Source organism: Bradyrhizobium sp. CCGUVB1N3, assembly GCF_024199925.1.
GTDB lineage: Bacteria > Pseudomonadota > Alphaproteobacteria > Rhizobiales > Xanthobacteraceae > Bradyrhizobium.
The window spans coordinates 6,261,781-6,278,649 of sequence record NZ_JANADR010000001.1; the positions used below are offsets into that span (position 1 = coordinate 6,261,781).

The window sequence follows — 16,869 nt, forward strand, 5'->3', positions numbered from 1 at the left end:
AAACAAAAGGATAATGACCGCTTAACGCGGCCGCCCCTCCATCATGGCAAGCTGTCCGCCGATTTTGCCGGGCTGCACCAACGCGGGCTTTTCGCCACGAATATGGCGCAAGCGCGTCTCTCCCTTTAAGTATCCATTATGCGCGCAAAAGCCGCCCCGATAAATACGCCTGAAGGTGCGGCGGAACCCGCCGCGCGCGGTTTTGCCATTGGCGCCCATCACTTTTCAGCGGCCAAGGCGGCGCCGGGCCTCCACCTCGTCGCCACCCCCATCGGCAATCTCGGCGACATCACCCTGCGGGCGCTCGAGACGCTCGCCGGTGTCGACATCATTGCCTGCGAGGACACCCGGATCACGCGGCGGCTGACCGAGCGCTACGGCATCACTGCGCAGCTCAAACCCTATCACGAGCACAATGCGGAGGCGGCGCGGCCGAAGATCCTGGAGGCGCTGGCGCAGGGCGGCTCGATCGCGCTGGTCTCCGATGCCGGCACGCCGCTGATCTCCGATCCCGGCTTCAAGCTGGTGCGCGAGGTTTCTGCCGCGGGCCATGCGGTCTACGCGCTCCCCGGGCCGTCCTCGGTGCTGGCCGCCTTGTCGGTTGCCGCGCTGCCGACCGACCGCTTCTTCTTCGAAGGCTTCTTGCCGGCCAAATCAACCGCACGCCGCAAGCGCCTCAGTGAGCTCGCCCGTATCGATGCGACCCTGGTGCTGTTCGACTCCGGCAATCGCGTGCAGGAGACGCTGGCCGACCTCGCCGAGGTCATGGGGAATCGCGAGGCCGCGATCTGCCGCGAGCTGACGAAGCTGCACGAGGAGATTTCGCGCAGCTCCCTCGGCGAGCTCGCAAGCGGAGCGGATTCGCTCGAGACCCGCGGCGAGTTCGTGCTGGTGATCGGCCCGCCGGCAGCCGATGCACAGGAGATGACGCCGGAGGCGCTCGACGATCTCCTGCGCGAACAGCTCGCGACCAGCAGCGTCAAGGACGCGGTCGCGCATGCGGTCGAGCTCTCCGGCCGGCCGCGCCGCGAGGTCTATGCCCGCGCGCTCGAACTCGCCAAGACCTTGCTCGCCAAGAACTTGCCCGCCAAGAATTTACGGGGCGATGATGGCGAAGACTGACGGCGCCCGGCCCGCCGAGCCAAAAGTCCCCTCGCCCGAACGCGTCGCCGCGTTCCAGACCGGCATTTCGGCGGAGAGCCGCGCCGCGGCCTTCCTGATCGCCAAGGGCTATCGCATTCTGGCGCGGCGCTTCCGTACGCCGCATGGCGAGATCGACATCGTGGCGCGCCGGCGCAATCTGATCGCCTTCGTCGAGGTCAAGGCCCGCGCCAGCCTCGATGAGGCCGCCTTCGCCGTGACGCCGCGCCAGCAGCAGCGCATCATCGACGCCGCGCAAGGCTGGCTTGCCGCGCATCCCGAGCATGCCGAATTTGAATTGCGATTCGACGCCATGCTGATTGCGCCGCGGTCACTTCCACGCCATGTGATGGCGGCATTCGACGCCTCGACCTGAAAGGCAGCCCATGAAACTGAACGTCGCCGTCCAGATGGACCCCATCGCCCGCATCAACATCCGCGGCGATTCCACCTTTGCGCTGCTGCTGGAGGCGCAGAAACGCGGCCACGGGCTGTCCTATTACACGCCCGACAAGCTGTCGCAGGTCGGCGACGAGCTGGTCGCACCGGTCCAGCTCCTGACCGTGCGTGACGAGCCCGGCGATCACTTCACCCTCGGCGAGCCCAGGCGCGAGGCGCTGAACGGCTTTGACGTGGTGCTGCTGCGCCAGGATCCGCCGTTCGATCTCGCCTACATCACCTCGACGCATTTCCTGGAGCGCATCCACCCCAAGACGCTGGTCGTCAACGATCCCGCGAGCGTACGCAACGCGCCGGAAAAGCTGTTCGTGATGAACTTTCCGCAGCTGATGCCGCCGACGCTGATCTCGCGCGATCTCGACGAGATCAACGCCTTCCGCGCGCAGCACGGCGCCGTGGTGATGAAGCCACTGCACGGCCATGGCGGCGCCGCGGTGTTTCGCGTGATGCCGCAGGACATGAATTTCGGCTCGCTCTACGACATGTTCTCGGTGACCTTCAAAGAGCCCTGGGTAATCCAGCAGTTCATCCCCGAGGTCAAGCACGGCGACAAGCGCATCATCCTGGTCAATGGCGAGTTCGCCGGCGCCGTCAATCGCGTCCCGGCCCCCGACGATCTCCGCTCCAACATGGTGCGCGGCGGCGCCGCGCAAGCAACCGACCTCACCCCCCGCGAACGCGAGATCTGTGAAACGGTCGGACCCGCACTGCGCGAACGCGGCCTGCTGTTCGTCGGCCTCGACGTGATCAACGACCGGCTCACCGAGATCAACGTGACCTCGCCCACCGGCATCCGCGCCATTGCGCGGCTCGGCGGGCCGGACGTAGCGGCGAAGATCTGGGACGTGATCGAGAAGAAGCGGGCGAAGTAACGCGCTGCAATGACGGCGCTGAGAGGGCGCGCGATCTCTCCCCAACGTCGTCCCGGCGAAGGCCGGGACCCATACCCCAGGGAGAAAATTGGCGAAGACTGATACCCACCGTCTCGCGCTACCACCACGTCCTGTGGTTATGGGTCCCGGCCTTCGCCGGGACGACACCAATGGTGTGGCGCCTTGCTTCCGTCCCGCTGACATAGCGACGCGGCTTCAGTCACACAAATCACTAACCACGCGTTCACCATGTCGCGTCACGCGCAGACACAAAACCCCTTTGCTCTTGCGTGATTCTACGGAGTTATCGCTTTCCGAATAACGCGGCATTCACCATGCAGCCAAAACCCGCTGCGTGACCGGCGATCACATTCTGCCTCGCAACACCCCTTATACTTTTACTGCCTACTCATCGACGACGAGGGAACCCGCCACGTGCGGTTCGAGTGCCCGCGTAAGTGATGGGGATACCCGGGATGAAGAGTGGGGAGTATCGGAACGCGATGCGCATTCGGGGGAATGGCGCGCGTTCTTTCGGGATGGGGATCATGCTGATGCTGGGCCTCGCCGCAGCACCGGCGATCGCGGCGGACGCACCGGTCGGCGACCAGACCCCGGTGCAGGCGCCTGATCTCGGCGTGTCCACGGTCGCAACAACCGCGCCGGCCAGGAGCCGCTTCCTCGCGCTCGGCGTCGGCAAGTCGGCGGTGATCGACCTGCCGCGCGAGGTGAAGGACGTGCTGGTCGCCGATCCCAAGATCGCCAACGCCGTGATCCGCTCCGCACAGCGCGCCTATATCATCGGCGCCGCGGTCGGGCAGACCAACGTCGTGTTCTTTTCGGCAGACGGCCAGCAGGTCGCCTCCTACGACATCGCGGTGAAACGCGACCTCAACGGCGTGCGCGCCGCGCTCCGGCAGTCGATGCCGGGCCTCCAGATCGAAGGCGTCGGCGACGGCGTCATGCTGACCGGGTCGGTGTCGAGCCCGGTTGAAGCGCAGCAGGCCGGTGACGTCGCCGCAAAACTGGTCGGCGGCGCCGACAAGGTCGTCAACAACATCGTCGTGCGCGGCCGCGACCAGGTGATGCTGAAGGTCGTGGTCGCCGAGATGCGCCGCGACATCATCAAGCAGATGGGCGTCGACCTCAGCGCCAGCCTGAATGCCGGCACGGCGGTCGTGAGCTTCAACAATTCCAACCCGTTCACGGTGAGTGGCGGGCCGCTGGTCAGCGGCAACGGGCTCGGGCTAGGCGCCCTCGCCAAGGGCAATGTCACGGTCGCCGCAACCATCCGCGCCATGGAAACCGCCGGTGTCGTGAAGACGCTGGCGGAGCCGAACCTGACCGCGATCTCGGGTGAATCAGCGACCTTCATCGCAGGCGGCGAATTCCCGATTCCGGGAGGCTATGCCTGCGATCCCGTCACGCATGTCTGCACCACGCAGATCTCCTACAAGAAGTTCGGCATCTCGCTGAACTTCACGCCGGTGGTGCTGAGCGAAGGCCGCATCAGCCTGCGCGTGATGACCGAGGTCTCGGAGCTGTCGAACACCAACGCGATCACCGTCTCGCAGTCGATCTCCTCGAGCTCCACGAGCTCCGTCACGATCCCCTCGATCCAGACCCGCCGCGCCGAGACCTCGCTCGAGATTCCGTCGGGCGGCTCGATGGCGATGGCCGGCCTGATCCAGCAGCAGACCAAGCAGGCGATCAACGGGCTGCCCGGCTTCGACCAGATCCCGGTCCTCGGCCAGCTCTTCCGCAGCCAGGACTACGTGAACAACGAAACCGAGCTGATGGTGATCGTGACGCCCTATGTCGTGCGCGCGGTCGCGCAGAAGGAACTGTCCCGGCCCAATGACGGGTTTGCGCCGCCATCGGATTCGCAATCGGCGCTGCTCGGCCGCATGAACCGTCTGTACGGCATCGCCAGCCACGTCGATCCCGTCACCGGCTACCAGGGCGATTTCGGCTTCATCATCGACTGAGACGAACGAAGCTTCAACACGAGGGGGATGAAGCGATGACGAGACTACCGGTCGATTGCCGCAACAAGCTGCGCCTCGCAGTCGCGCTGATGGGGCTCTCCGTCATGCTCGGTGCGTGCAACACCACCGAGGAGGTCGTCACCCAGACGGTGCCGACCGACTATCGCCAGCGCCATCCGATCGCGGTGCAGGAGGCCAAGCGCTCGATCGTGGTCTTCGTCGGCCAGGCCCGCGGTGGCCTGTCGGAAGCGCAGCGCGCCGACGTCATGGGTATCGCGCGGGACTGGGCGCATGAAGGCACCGGCGCCGTCGTGGTCGACGTCCCCGTCGACACCAAGAACGCACGCGCTGCGGCTGCGACCTACCACGAAATCCGCTCGGTGCTGGCGGCCGGCGGCGTCCCCGCACGCGGCATCGTGCAGCGCACCTATCGCCCCGACGATGCCGCCCTGCTGCCGACCATCCGGCTGAGCTATTCGAAGATCGCCGCGGTCGCAGGTCCCTGCGGGCTGTGGCCGGAGGATACCGGGCCGTCGATCTTCGACCCCGGCTACAACGAGAACAGGCCGTACTTCAACCTCGGCTGCGCGACGCAGCGCAACCTCGCCGCGATGATCGACAACCCCGCCGATCTCGAGCAGCCGCGCGCCGAAACGCCTGCCTATGCACAGCGGCGCGCGATCGCGTTCGACCGGTACCGCAAGGGCATGCCGACCTCGACAACCTATCCCGAAGCCGACAAGGCCAAACTCAGCGACACGGGCAAATGACAATGAGCGGCCAGTACGAAGACGACGCCGACGATCCGCAGCACCCCGACGAACACATTGCGCCGGTCCCGCGGGTCTCTGTGCAGGCGTTTTGCGAGACCGAGCAGACCTATGACGCGATCACCGCGGCCGGCCAGGACCGCCGGCTCGCGAAAGCCCATCTCACCGTCAAGGAAGGTGGGCTTGCTGCGGCGGTCGAGGCCTACAGCACGATGCCGACGCCGAACGTGATCGTGATCGAATCCGACGGCACGCGCGACATCCTCGAAGGGCTCGACGATCTCGCCGGCGTCTGCGATCCAGGCACCCGCGTGGTCGTGATCGGCAATCCCAGCGACGAGGCGCCCTATCGCGAGCTGGTGCGCCGCGGCGTCAACGACTACGTGATCGGACCGATCGAGACCATCGACGTGGTGCGCTCGATCTGCAGCCTGTTCTCGGCCTCGGAAGCCATCATCACCGGCCGCGTCATCGCGGTGGTCGGCGCCAAGGGCGGCGTCGGCGCATCCACGGTCGCGCACAACGTCGCCTGGACCATCGCGCGCGATCTGGCGCTCGATTCGGTCGTGATCGATCTCGATCTCGCCTTCGGGACCGCGAGCCTCGACTACAACCAGGATCCGGTGCAGGGCATCGCCAATGCGGTGCTGACGCAGGAGCGCCCCGACACCGCGCTGATGGAGCGCCTGCTCGCCAAATGCACCGAGCGCCTCAGCCTGCTGGCCGCACCCGCGAGCCTCGACCGCGTCTATGATTTCGGCGCCGAAGCCTTCGACGCCGTGTTCGACACGTTGCGCATGACCACGCCCTGCATCGTGCTCGACGTGCCCCATCAATGGTCGGGCTGGACGCGCCGCGCGCTGATCAACGCCGACGACATCGTGATCGTGGCCGAGCCCGATCTCGCCAATCTGCGCAACACCAAGAACATGCTGAGCGTTCTGAAGGCCGCGCGGCCGAACGATCGGCCGCCGCTCTACTGCCTCAACCAGGTCGGCATGCACAAGCGCGCGGAGATCGAGGTCAAGGCGTTCGCCAAGACCATGGAAAGCCAGCCGGTCGCGGTCATTCCGTTCGATTCAAGGCTGTTCTCGACGGCCGCCAATAACGGCCAGATGATCGCGGAGGTCTCCAAGAGCCACCGCACCGCCGAGACGTTCCAGAACCTCGCCAACCGGCTTGCCGGACGCGGCGAAGTCAAGAAGCCGAGGCAGTCGCTGCTGGCACCGCTGCTGAAGAGGCTGAAGGGCAAGCCGAAGCGCGAATCCGCGCCGCATCGCAAGGCGTCGTAGTCTTACTGCGTCGCCAGACCCTCATGAGAGTGCTTGTGACGCAGTAGAATCAGGTTGGCCGCATCGGGCTATTTCTCCGCCCGCTGCTGCTTCTTGGTGAGGAGCTGGCGGAGCGCCGTGACCTTGGCCTGGGCCTCGTCCGGCGGCAGATCGGCCTTCACGATGCCCTCGGCCTCGGCCTGGCGGCCCTGCAATCCGACCACGAGCGCGAGATTGGCCCGCATGCGCGCGTCCTGCGGCGCGCGCTCATGGGCCCGCCGCAGCGTCGCCTCCGCCTTGGGCAGATTGTTCTGCAGCATATAGGACAGGCCGAGATTGGACAGCACCGACGGCTCGTCCGGCACGATCTTCAGGGCGCTGCCGTAATATTGCTGCGCCTCCTCGTTGCGGCCGAGCTGATCGAGCACCGCGCCTTGCGCCGACAGGATGTGCCAGTCGGGATCCTCCGGCGTATGCGCGCGGTTCAGCACGTCGAAGGCCTGCTGGAAATTACCATTGTCGGCGAGCGCGCGGCCATAAGCCGCAAGCAGCGGCTTGTTGTTGGCGTGGGTGAGCACGGCCTGCTCGAGCACGGCGACCGCCTGCGAGCGCTGGCCGTTCTCGCGCAGCGCCTTGCCGTATTGCAGCGCGATCTCGGGATCGCTTGGCGTGGCGCGGTAGCGCTCGCGGAGCGCGTCGATATCGGGCTTGGCCTCGCGGGTCTTTTCCGACTTGACGCCGAGCGCGCCGGTGATGTCCTCGAGCCCCGTTGTCTGGCAGCCGCAAAGCCCGAGCGCGAGAAGCGCGGACAGCAGCAATCGCGCCGGGGAAGAGACGAGGGACGAACGCTGGGACATACTCTGATCTACCGTCGGCGACTGATCAGAGATGCTTTCCCGATTAACGCTAATTTCCCGTTAAGGAACGCGCAGTTGCGCGGCCTATTGCTGCGTTTTCGAGATTTGAATCATATCGGCCGTCATTTGTCGGCCTCGTCCTGAGGAGCGCGCTCTTGCGCGCGTCTCGAAGGACGGCCGCAAGCGAGAGCGCGCCCCCAGTCATCCTTCGAGACGACCGCTTCGCGGTCTCCTCAGGATGAGGTCCGGGGATATGGAAGCGATCGCCTAGTCGATGAATTCGGCGCCGAATTCGCAGCCGATGCGCCAGCGGAGCTGGCACTGGCGGGAATAGTCCGGCGCGAAGATGATGGTGAACTGCGGCGGCACTTCCAGAAACTCCGCCACCACTTTCACACCGCCATCGGAAATATCCGTGACCGTGCAATCCCTCGGCAGCGACCCCGAGCCAAAATAAATCTTGGCAAGCCGACTGCACACCCGACGTTCGCTTCTCCGGCGATTTGCAAGCATCTCGATTTTTCACTTGTTAGATCACGGCCCATCCCGCGTCTCTACAGGTACCCAACATTCGTTGGGATGTGCTGAGCGGATCGGCTCGCATTCGAGGCTTACTGTCCCCGTCCCGTTTACGCCTCGTTAGGAAGGGCTCGGGGGGCCGGGCTAATGTTCCCGTATTGTTCTTGCAAGCCGAACGGCCGCCTGCTACCCTCGATTGTGCATGAGGGCAGGCTGGTTCGAGCATGGTTCAGCGGGTTTCTACCGTCGCCTTTGAGGGGATCGAGGCCCGCGCGGTCGACGTGCAGGTGCAGGTCGCGCCCGGCTTGCCGGCCTTTGCCATCGTCGGTCTTCCGGACAAGGCGGTCTCGGAGGCCCGCGAGCGGGTGCGCTCGGCGCTGATCGCCTCGGGGCTCGCGCTGCCGGCGCGGCGGATCATCGTCAATCTGGCGCCGGCCGATCTGCCCAAGGAAGGCAGCCATTACGACCTGCCGATTGCGCTTGGGCTGATGGCGGCGATCGGCGCCATCCCGCCGGATGCCCTCACGGGTTTCACGGTGCTCGGCGAGCTCGGCCTCGACGGCTCGATCGCACCGGTCGCCGGCGTGCTGCCGGCCGCGATCGGCGCCAATACCCGCGAGGAGGGACTGATCTGTCCGGCGGCCTGCGGCTCGGAAGCCGCCTGGGCGAGCCCGGACATCCAGATCATCGCCGCCAGCTCGCTGATCCAGATCGCCAACCACTTCAAGGGCACGCAGGTGCTGTCGCGGCCCTCACCGAAGGTGCACGAGGCGGCACCCTCCCCGCTCGACCTGCGTGACATCAAGGGCCAGGAGAGCGCCAAGCGCGCGCTGGAGATCGCGGCGGCCGGCGGACATCACCTGCTGATGATCGGCGCGCCCGGCGCCGGCAAATCGATGCTGGCCGCCCGCCTGCCCTCGATCCTGCCGCCGCTGTCGCCGGGCGAACTTCTGGAAGTCTCGATGATCGCCTCCGTCGCCGGCGAAATCCAAGGCGGCGCACTGACCGCGCGGCGGCCGTTCCGCTCGCCGCATCATTCCGCCAGCATGGCCGCACTGACCGGTGGCGGCATGCGCGCAAAGCCCGGCGAGATCTCGCTCGCGCATCAGGGCGTGCTGTTTCTCGACGAGCTTCCGGAGTTCGACCCGCGCGTGCTGGATTCGCTGCGCCAGCCGCTGGAGAACGGCGAGGTCTCGGTGTCGCGCGCCAATCACCGCGTCACCTACCCTGCCCGCTTCATGCTGGTCGCGGCGATGAATCCGTGCCGTTGCGGCAACGCCTTCGAGCCGGGCTATGCCTGCAAGCGCGGCCGCATCGATCGCTGCACCGCGGACTATCAGGCGCGCATCTCCGGTCCCCTGATGGACCGCATCGATCTGCGTATCGAGGTGCCGGCAGTGACCGCAGCCGACCTGATCCTGCCGCCACCGGCGGAAGGCTCCGCCGAGGTCGCCGCGCGCGTCGCCGCGGCCCGCGACGTTCAGCTCGCACGTTATCAGGCCGCGGGATTGCCGAACGTGCGCACCAATGCCGAGGCGCCGGCCTCGGTGCTGGAAGAAATCGCAAAACCCGACGCGCAGGGCCAAAAGCTGCTGCGCGATGCCGCCGAGACCATGCGGCTGTCGGCGCGCGGCTATCACCGCGTGCTGCGGGTGGCGCGAACGCTGGCCGACCTCGACAATGCCGACAAGATCGGCCGGCTGCATCTCGCCGAGGCGCTCTCCTACCGCGCACTCGCGGAGGATGTGCGCCAGCTGGCGTGACGACCATTCGTATCAACCCGACGGTAACGAGTTTCCTTTACGCTCTGCAAACCATAAGGGCCACGCGTTCATCACGGCCGTTCCCTGGGCCTTGGGCGCGTTCTTGGGGCGAGTCCTCGGGCGAGTAGAGTGTCATGTTGCGTTTCAAGATCCTGGCTTCGGTTGTTCCCTTGATGGCGGCGGCGGTGTTCGTGCGTGGCGGTACCGGATCGGCATCGCATCCCTGCATCGCCTTCGGCGAGACTCCGGTCGAGCTCGCATCGGTCCCCTGGACGGCCGGCCTGCATGTTGCCTTCACCGACGACCCCACCCGCGCCACCGTCCGCGTACAGATCACCGAGACGGCAGAAGCTGCGGATTTCGTCCTCGTCGACGACACCCCGACCGCCGAGACGGACGCCTGCCAGGCCAGCGCGGCAACGCGCCTCGTCGCGATCTCCGCGCATCCGAGCCGCGACAGCCCGGTGATCTATCTCTCGGGCGCAGGGCCGGCGGACTACCGCATCTATGTGCGGTCCAAGACGTTCTCGGCCCGCGATGCCGCCGCGCTGATCGTCGGTGCTGCCGGTGGGCACCGCCATCTGCAGGCTGCCTCGCTCTGAGGCGTTAACGTCTCATCAACCTTGTTTTGAGCCGACCGCAAAACCTCAAACTGTTCGCAAGGTTGGATGACACATCGTCACCGAGGGCGGGCAGAAGTATTTTAGGCAGAGTCAGGATCTTTGGCGATGGGTCGCTCGTTCCGGATCAAAGTGCGCATGCGCCGCTTCAGGCGCCGCCATCCCAGGATCGCCTTCGCGATCCGCTCCTTCATGATCTTTTCGGCGACGTTCGGCGGCGCCTACGGCTTCATCGCCGGCAGCCGGGCCGAGAAGTCCGGCTACGATCCCAACGCCTTTGCGATCGGCGCGAGCTTCCTGTTCGCCCTCGCCTGCCTTGGGCTTGCCACGCTCAGCATGCGGCTGCGCTTCGTCAACAAGCGGCTGCGTACGCTCGCGACACATAACGAGGCGCTGGTCGATCGCAATTGGGAGCTGAAAGAGGCGGAAGAGCGCGCGCGCAGTCTCTTCGAATCGCAAGGTGATCTCATCGTGCTGCGCGATCACCAGGGGCGCATCACCTTTGCCAACGACGCCTATTGCGAGCTTGCCGGGCAGGCGCGCGGCGCACTTGTCGGCACGCGCTTCAATTTCGACGTGCTGGAGCAGGGCGACGGCGCGCTCGAGAGTAACGGCACACGCGTCCACGACCAGAGGATCGCAACCCCGATCGGCGCACGCTGGATCGCCTGGCGCGAGGGTTTTGTGCGGCTGGACGCCGGCCAGCCGGCCGAGCTGCAGAGCGTCGGCCGCGACGTCACCGATCGCACCGAGACCGAGCGCGCGCTTTCGGAGGCCCGCGACCAGGCCGATGCGGCCAACCGCGCCAAGTCGCGCTTCCTCGCGATGGCGAGCCACGAGATCCGCACGCCGCTCAACGGCATCATCGGCATGAGCAGCCTGCTGCTCGACACCACGCTGACGCCGGAGCAGACGACCTACGCGCGGGCTGTGAAAACCTCGGGCGAAGCGCTGACCGCGCTGATCGAGGAGCTGCTCGACTATTCCAAGATCGAGGCCGGCAAGCTCGACCTCGAGCAGCGGCCCTTCGCTTTGTCGACCCTGATCGAGGAGACCACCGAGCTGCTGGCGCCGCGCGCGCAGGCAAAAGACCTCGAGATCGCGGCTTACGTCGACGAGCGCCTGCCGCTCGACGTCGTCGGCGATGCCGCGCGGCTGCGCCAGGTGCTGCTCAACCTCGCCGGCAATGCCATCAAGTTCACCTCGCACGGCGGCGTCGCGCTGATCGTCGAGCCCGGCCTGTGGCCGAACGAAATCAGCTTTCTGGTGCGCGACACCGGCATCGGGATCGCGCCCGAGGCGCAGTCGCGCATCTTCCGCGAATTCGAGCAGGCCGACGAGCGCGTCGCGCGCACCTATGGCGGCACCGGCCTTGGCCTTGCGATCAGCGAGCGCATCGTCAAGCGCATGGGCGGCCGGATCACGCTGGAGAGCGAGCCGGGCAGGGGATCGACCTTCGCGGTCTCGATTCCGCTCACGCCCGTCGAGGCAAGCGCGGGACAGGCGACGTTCCCGAGTCCCGACCTCACCGGCAAATCGATTCTGCTGATCGCTGGCTCCGGCATCGAGGCCTCGCTGGTCGCGCGGCGGCTGGAGCGCTGGGGCGGCCAGACCTGCACGGTTTCGGACGTAGACGTGGCGCTGGCGTTGCTGCCGGAGCGCTCCTGGCATGCCGTGCTGATCGATCGCGCGCTCGGTCCGGAGGTGGCGGCGCGGCTCGGCGATGCGGCCCGCAGCCACGCCGTGCAACGGCTGGTGCTGCTCACGCCCGCCACGCGGCACGAGGCCTTGTCGCCGGCCTTCACGGGTTATCTGGTGAAGCCGCTGCGCGCCGCCTCGCTGGCCGCACGCCTGTCGCTGACGCCGGAGGTCGCTTCGCCCGAGCTTGCGCCGGAGCCGCCGGCCGAGGCACCCGTGACGCCGACCGCCGTGACAAAGGGTCTGTCGATCCTGGTCGCTGAAGACAACGAGATCAACGCGCTGTTGATGCGATCGCTGCTGACGCGGCTTGGGCATCGCGTCGTGATCGCGACCCATGGCGAAGCGGCGCTGGAATCCTGGCTCGCGGCGAAATCGGCGGCTACGCCGTATGATCTCGTGCTGATGGATATCCAGATGCCGCAGCTCGACGGCATCGAAGCGGCAATGCGCATCCGCACGCATGAAGCAGGCGAGGGCGGCCGCCGCACGCCGATCCTGGCGCTGACCGCGAACACGCTGGTGGAAGACCGCTATGCCTGTTTCGAAGCGGGCATGGACGGATTTTTGATCAAGCCGCTCGACCGCGAGAAGCTGGAAGAGGCGCTGGCGGGGCTGGCGGCGTCAAGGCACCTGGCGGTGTAGCCACAATCGACGGAGCCGTAGGGTGGGCAAAGGCGCACTTGCGCCGTGCCCACCATTCACGTTCGACACCGCGGATGGATGGTGGGCACGGCGCGCGAAGAGCGCGCCTTTGCCCACCCTACAAAGCAAAAACTACAGCCGTCGCAGCGCCACGCTTTCCACCACATGGTCGGCGCCCTTCTTCAGGATCAGCGTCGCGCGGGGGCGGGTGGGCAGGATGTTGTCCTCGAGATTGGCGAGGTTGGTGCGCTCCCAGATCGCGATCGCGGTGGCGGTGGCCTCATCGTCGGAGAGCAGCGCATAGCGGTTGAAGTAGGACTTTGGATTGGTGAACGCGGTGTCACGCAGCGCCAGGAAGCGCTTGACGTACCATTGCCGCAGCGCCGCCTCGTCGGCGTCGATATAGACCGAGAAATCGAAGAAGTCGGAGACGACTGGCACCGCCTTGCCGTCACGCGGCAGCTTGCCGGTCTGCAGCACGTTGACGCCCTCGACGATCAAAATATCCGGCTGGTCGATCTCGGCCCACTGGTTCGGCACGATGTCGTAGGTCAGATGCGAATAGACCGGCGCGCGCACGGGGTGGCGGCCGGCCTTGATGTCGGAAAGGAAGCCGAGCAGCAGCGGCAGGTCGTAGCTCTCCGGAAAACCCTTCTTCTGCATGATGCCCTGCCGCTCGAGCACGGCATTGGGATAGAGAAAGCCGTCCGTGGTGATCAGATCCACCTTCGGCCGCGGCGACCAGCGGGCGAGCAGCGCCTGAAGCACGCGGGCCGTGGTGGATTTTCCGACCGCGACGGAACCAGCGACGCCGATGATGTAGGGCATCTTGCGATCGCGGATGTTGAGGAACTGGCGCTGCGAATAATACAGGCGCTGCATGGCGTCGACATAGATCGAGAGCAGGCGCGACAGCGGCAGGTAGATGTCCTCGACCTCCTGCAAATCGAGGCGGTCATGCATCGAACGGAGGCGGTCGAACTCGCCCGGCTCCAGCGTCATCGGCGTATCGTCGCGCAACCGCGACCACTGCTCGCGCGTGTAGACGCGGTACGGATTGTACTGCTGCTCGGGTGCGCGGATATCCATGACGCAGCCTTTCTACTCGCTTTTGCTACTCGCTCTTGCGCGAAGCCTTCTCTTCCAACCCTGACATTGACGTCCGCTTGTCCAGCGCCGCCTCGACCTCTTCCAGCTTTACGCCACGCGCCTTGAGCAGCACAAGGAAGTGGTAGAGCAGGTCGGCGCTTTCAGCGATCAGATGCGCGCGATCGTTTTCGACTGCTGCGATTACGGTTTCGACTGCTTCCTCGCCGAACTTTTTCGCGCAATGTTCCGCTCCCTTGTCCAGGAGCTTGCGGGTATAGGACACCTCGCCACCAGCCGCGGCGCGGGCATCGATGGTTGCGGCCAGATCGTGGATCGTGAAACGCGACATACGAAATACTCAGAAACACACGCCAGCCTCACAGGGCCGGTCCAGGCTTGCCTGTGTAGCATTTTTACGAAGTGGAGTCGTCAGGCATCCAGCCGCATCGGCAGGCCGCGCCTGGCCATATGGTCCTTGGCCTCGCGGATGGTAAATTCCCCGAAGTGGAAGATCGACGCCGCCAGCACCGCGGTGGCATGGCCGTCGCGGATGCCGTCGACGAGGTGATCGAGATTGCCGACGCCGCCCGAGGCGATCACGGGGACGGGAATGCTGTCGGCGATCGCCCGGGTCAGCGGGATGTCAAAGCCCTGCCTGGTGCCGTCGCGGTCCATCGAGGTGAGCAAGATTTCACCAGCCCCCAGCGACACCACCTCCTGGGCATATTCGATGGCATCGATGCCGGTCGAGTTGCGCCCGCCATGGGTGAAAATCTCCCAGCGGTCGGAGCCGCCGGGGCGCTTGACGCGCTTGGCGTCGATCGCGACCACCACGCACTGCTCGCCGAACTTTTCGGCGGCTTCCTTGACGAACTCGCGCCGCGACACCGCGGCACTGTTGATCGAGACCTTGTCGGCGCCCGAGCGCAGCAGCGTCTTGATATCGTCGACCTTGCGCACCCCGCCGCCGACGGTGACCGGCATGAAGCAGGCTTCCGCCGTGCGCCGGACCACGTCCAGCATGATGCCGCGGTTCTCATGGGTCGCGGTGATGTCGAGAAAGCAGAGCTCGTCGGCGCCGGCGGCGTCATAGGCGATCGCCGCCTCGACGGGATCGCCCGCATCGCGCAAGTCGACGAAGTTGACGCCCTTGACGACCCGGCCGTCCTTGACGTCGAGGCAGGGGATCACGCGCACCTTGAACATCTGATGTCTCCTAGGCGGCGCGCGCGTTGCGGATCAAGGTGAGCGCCGCAGCCGGATCGAGCCTGCCGTCATAGAGCGCACGGCCGGCGATCGCACCCGCAAGCTTTTTCGCCCGCGGCGTCAGCATCGCCTTGACGTCCTCGATCGAGGCGAGGCCGCCCGAGGCGATCACGGGGATGGAGATGCTATCCGCCAGCGCGATGGTCGCATCGAGGTTCAGGCCCTTGAGCAGGCCGTCGCGGGCAATGTCGGTGAAGATGATGGCGGCAACGCCGGCATCCTCGAAACGCTGCGCGATCTCGAGCACCGTCACCTGCGAGGTCTCGGCCCAGCCTTCGACGGCGACCTTGCCGTCGCGGGCATCGAGCCCCACGGCGACGCGGCCCGGAAATTTCCTCGCAGCGCTCTTCACCAGCTCCGGATCCCTCACGGCAGCCGTGCCGATGATGACGCGGGTGATGCCCTTGGCCAGCCAGGCTTCGACGGTCGCAAGATCGCGAATGCCGCCGCCGAGCTGAACCGGCATCTTGATCGTCTTCAGCATGGCTTCGACGGCTTGCGCGTTCACGGGCTTGCCGGCGAAGGCACCGTCGAGATCGACGACGTGGAGATATTCAAACCCTTGCGCGGCGAAGCTCTGCGCCTGCGCTGCGGGATCGAGGTTGAACACGGTGGCGCGCGCCATGTCGCCTTGCTCCAGGCGCACGCACTGACCGTTCTTGAGGTCGATAGCGGGGAAGAGGATCACGGCTTCCATCTCAAAAAGTTCGAGATCAAAGCGAGGCCGAAGCGCTGGCTCTTCTCGGGGTGAAACTGGGTGCCGATGGCGGTGTCCTTGGCCACGATCGCCGTGACCGGCCCGCCATAGTCGGCGCGCGCAAGCACGTCCGCTTCGTTGGCGGCATTGAGGTGGTAGGAGTGCACGAAATAGGCGTGCTGGCCCTTCGGCCCCAGCGGCAGCTTTTCCAGCACCGGATGCTCGCGCAGGACGTCGAGCGTGTTCCAGCCCATGTGCGGGATCTTCAGGTTTTCATCGCGCGGCGTGATCTTTTCGACGTCGCCGGCAATCCAGTTCAGGCCTTCGGTGACGACATGCTCCTTGCCGCGGCTCGCGAACAGCTGCATGCCGACGCAGATGCCGAACATCGGCCGCGCCTTCACGCGCACCGCTTCGGTGATCGCCTCGACCATGCCGTTGACGGCATCTAACCCGCGACGGCAATCGGCGAAGGCGCCGACACCGGGCAGCACGAGACGATCGGCGCCGTAGGCCTGATCCGGATCGCTCGTCACGAAGACCTTCTGCCCGTCCTCCAGGCTGCGCGCGGCGCGCTCGAAGGCTTTTGCGGCGGAATGCAGATTGCCCGAACCGTAATCGATGATGGCGACGCTCATCGTGACCCTCCCGGTTCTGGAAACAATCCAATGATGCCACCGGACGGAAGCGGCGGCGGGTTCGAGAACGGCTGACCCGGGACGGAGCGGGTCGGGGGCGGACCGCCACGATCGACGGCCCATTGATCATTGACGATGCCGCGCTGCTTCTGGCTCCAGCGCTCGAAGAAGCGGCGCTCGGCGGTGTCGCGATCGTCGCCGATGACGACGTCGAGCTGACGCCAATTGCCGCGCGACAGCGTCCAGCGGCGCAGGCTCGACGCCTCGAGGCCCATCAGGAGGGCGAGGACAATATCGGCAAAGAAGATCGAGGAGCGGCCGACGCCAACGCTCGAAAGCCCAGCCTGGAACGCGGCGAAGAGGATCACCCAGCCGAGCAGCGCCAGCCACAGCCGGTGCCACAACAGCCAGAATGGGCCGTAGATCATCGCCCAGACATGAAAGCCGTCGCGCACGAAGACGAAGTTGTCCATCGCGCGCAGGTCCGCGCCGCTGGGGCCGGGAGCATGAACTGTGTAGGCAGGCATGTCGGATGCCCCGTTCTCAGAAGATATTTGATACCGCCGGCGGCGCTCAT

The 16,869-nt window shown here is 66.0% G+C and carries 17 protein-coding genes; 9 read left to right on the forward strand and 8 right to left on the reverse strand.

Annotated features, from left to right (window positions below):
• Positions 1 to 138: 138 nt before the first annotated feature.
• The 6 genes from rsmI (at position 139) to NLM33_RS29855 (ending at position 6,521) form a co-directional block, all read left to right on the forward strand.
• Complete coding sequence (gene rsmI, locus NLM33_RS29830) at positions 139 to 1,122, forward strand: 16S rRNA (cytidine(1402)-2'-O)-methyltransferase (protein WP_254101506.1); 984 nt, start codon at positions 139 to 141, stop codon at positions 1,120 to 1,122.
• Complete coding sequence (locus tag NLM33_RS29835; protein ID WP_254101508.1) at positions 1,109 to 1,516, forward strand: YraN family protein; 408 nt, start codon at positions 1,109 to 1,111, stop codon at positions 1,514 to 1,516. Before rsmI ends, NLM33_RS29835 begins: the two co-directional genes overlap by 14 nt.
• 10 nt (positions 1,517 to 1,526) lie before the next feature.
• The gene (gene gshB, locus NLM33_RS29840) at positions 1,527 to 2,471 is read left to right on the forward strand and encodes a glutathione synthase (protein ID WP_254101510.1); all 945 of its coding nucleotides are present in this window, start codon (positions 1,527 to 1,529) and stop codon (positions 2,469 to 2,471) included.
• Between the two features lie 548 nt (positions 2,472 to 3,019).
• Positions 3,020 to 4,459, forward strand: a complete 1,440-nt coding sequence (locus NLM33_RS29845) for a type II and III secretion system protein family protein (RefSeq protein ID WP_371929999.1) — start codon at positions 3,020 to 3,022, stop codon at positions 4,457 to 4,459.
• Positions 4,460 to 4,494: 35 nt separating this feature from the next.
• Complete coding sequence (locus NLM33_RS29850) at positions 4,495 to 5,229, forward strand: CpaD family pilus assembly protein (protein ID WP_254101514.1); 735 nt, start codon at positions 4,495 to 4,497, stop codon at positions 5,227 to 5,229.
• Positions 5,230 to 5,231: 2 nt separating this feature from the next.
• A complete protein-coding gene (locus NLM33_RS29855; protein WP_254105942.1) occupies positions 5,232 to 6,521 on the forward strand; it encodes an AAA family ATPase in 1,290 nt (429 codons plus the stop codon).
• Positions 6,522 to 6,589: 68 nt separating this feature from the next.
• Here the strand turns inward: NLM33_RS29855 and NLM33_RS29860 are convergent, their stop codons facing one another.
• Together NLM33_RS29860 and NLM33_RS29865 are read right to left on the reverse strand one after the other, a co-directional pair.
• Positions 6,590 to 7,357 (reverse strand): tetratricopeptide repeat protein, encoded by a 768-nt coding sequence (locus NLM33_RS29860; protein ID WP_254101516.1) that lies wholly within the window; start codon positions 7,355 to 7,357, stop codon positions 6,590 to 6,592.
• Between the two features lie 267 nt (positions 7,358 to 7,624).
• Positions 7,625 to 7,870 (reverse strand): PilZ domain-containing protein, encoded by a 246-nt coding sequence (locus tag NLM33_RS29865; RefSeq protein ID WP_254101518.1) that lies wholly within the window; start codon positions 7,868 to 7,870, stop codon positions 7,625 to 7,627.
• A 230-nt stretch (positions 7,871 to 8,100) separates the two neighbouring features.
• Between NLM33_RS29865 and NLM33_RS29870 the strand changes: the two genes are divergently transcribed.
• From NLM33_RS29870 to NLM33_RS29880, 3 genes are all read left to right on the forward strand, one after another.
• Positions 8,101 to 9,639: a YifB family Mg chelatase-like AAA ATPase gene (locus NLM33_RS29870; RefSeq protein ID WP_254101520.1), complete on the forward strand. Its 1,539-nt coding sequence runs from the start codon at positions 8,101 to 8,103 to the stop codon at positions 9,637 to 9,639.
• A 134-nt stretch (positions 9,640 to 9,773) separates the two neighbouring features.
• Positions 9,774 to 10,241, forward strand: a complete 468-nt coding sequence (locus NLM33_RS29875; RefSeq protein ID WP_254101522.1) for a hypothetical protein — start codon at positions 9,774 to 9,776, stop codon at positions 10,239 to 10,241.
• A 126-nt stretch (positions 10,242 to 10,367) separates the two neighbouring features.
• Complete coding sequence (locus NLM33_RS29880; protein WP_254101524.1) at positions 10,368 to 12,602, forward strand: ATP-binding protein; 2,235 nt, start codon at positions 10,368 to 10,370, stop codon at positions 12,600 to 12,602.
• A 132-nt stretch (positions 12,603 to 12,734) separates the two neighbouring features.
• Here the strand turns inward: NLM33_RS29880 and coaA are convergent, their stop codons facing one another.
• The 6 genes from coaA to NLM33_RS29910 all read right to left on the reverse strand — a co-directional run bounded on the left by coaA (position 12,735) and on the right by NLM33_RS29910 (position 16,819).
• Positions 12,735 to 13,691, reverse strand: coding sequence for a type I pantothenate kinase (gene coaA / locus NLM33_RS29885; RefSeq protein WP_254101526.1), 957 nt, complete (start codon positions 13,689 to 13,691; stop codon positions 12,735 to 12,737).
• Between the two features lie 25 nt (positions 13,692 to 13,716).
• Positions 13,717 to 14,040, reverse strand: coding sequence for a phosphoribosyl-ATP diphosphatase (locus NLM33_RS29890; RefSeq protein ID WP_254101527.1), 324 nt, complete (start codon positions 14,038 to 14,040; stop codon positions 13,717 to 13,719).
• A gap of 80 nt (positions 14,041 to 14,120) precedes the next feature.
• Complete coding sequence (gene hisF / locus NLM33_RS29895) at positions 14,121 to 14,897, reverse strand: imidazole glycerol phosphate synthase subunit HisF (RefSeq protein WP_254101528.1); 777 nt, start codon at positions 14,895 to 14,897, stop codon at positions 14,121 to 14,123.
• Between the two features lie 10 nt (positions 14,898 to 14,907).
• Complete coding sequence (gene hisA, locus NLM33_RS29900) at positions 14,908 to 15,654, reverse strand: 1-(5-phosphoribosyl)-5-[(5-phosphoribosylamino)methylideneamino]imidazole-4-carboxamide isomerase (protein ID WP_254101529.1); 747 nt, start codon at positions 15,652 to 15,654, stop codon at positions 14,908 to 14,910.
• Entirely contained in the window at positions 15,642 to 16,292 is a 651-nt protein-coding gene (hisH, locus tag NLM33_RS29905; protein WP_254101530.1) for an imidazole glycerol phosphate synthase subunit HisH, read from the reverse strand. The genes hisA and hisH overlap by 13 nt, the downstream gene beginning before the upstream one ends.
• The gene (locus tag NLM33_RS29910; protein ID WP_254101531.1) at positions 16,289 to 16,819 is read right to left on the reverse strand and encodes a DUF2628 domain-containing protein; all 531 of its coding nucleotides are present in this window, start codon (positions 16,817 to 16,819) and stop codon (positions 16,289 to 16,291) included. The genes hisH and NLM33_RS29910 overlap by 4 nt, the downstream gene beginning before the upstream one ends.
• Positions 16,820 to 16,869: the final 50 nt, after the last annotated feature.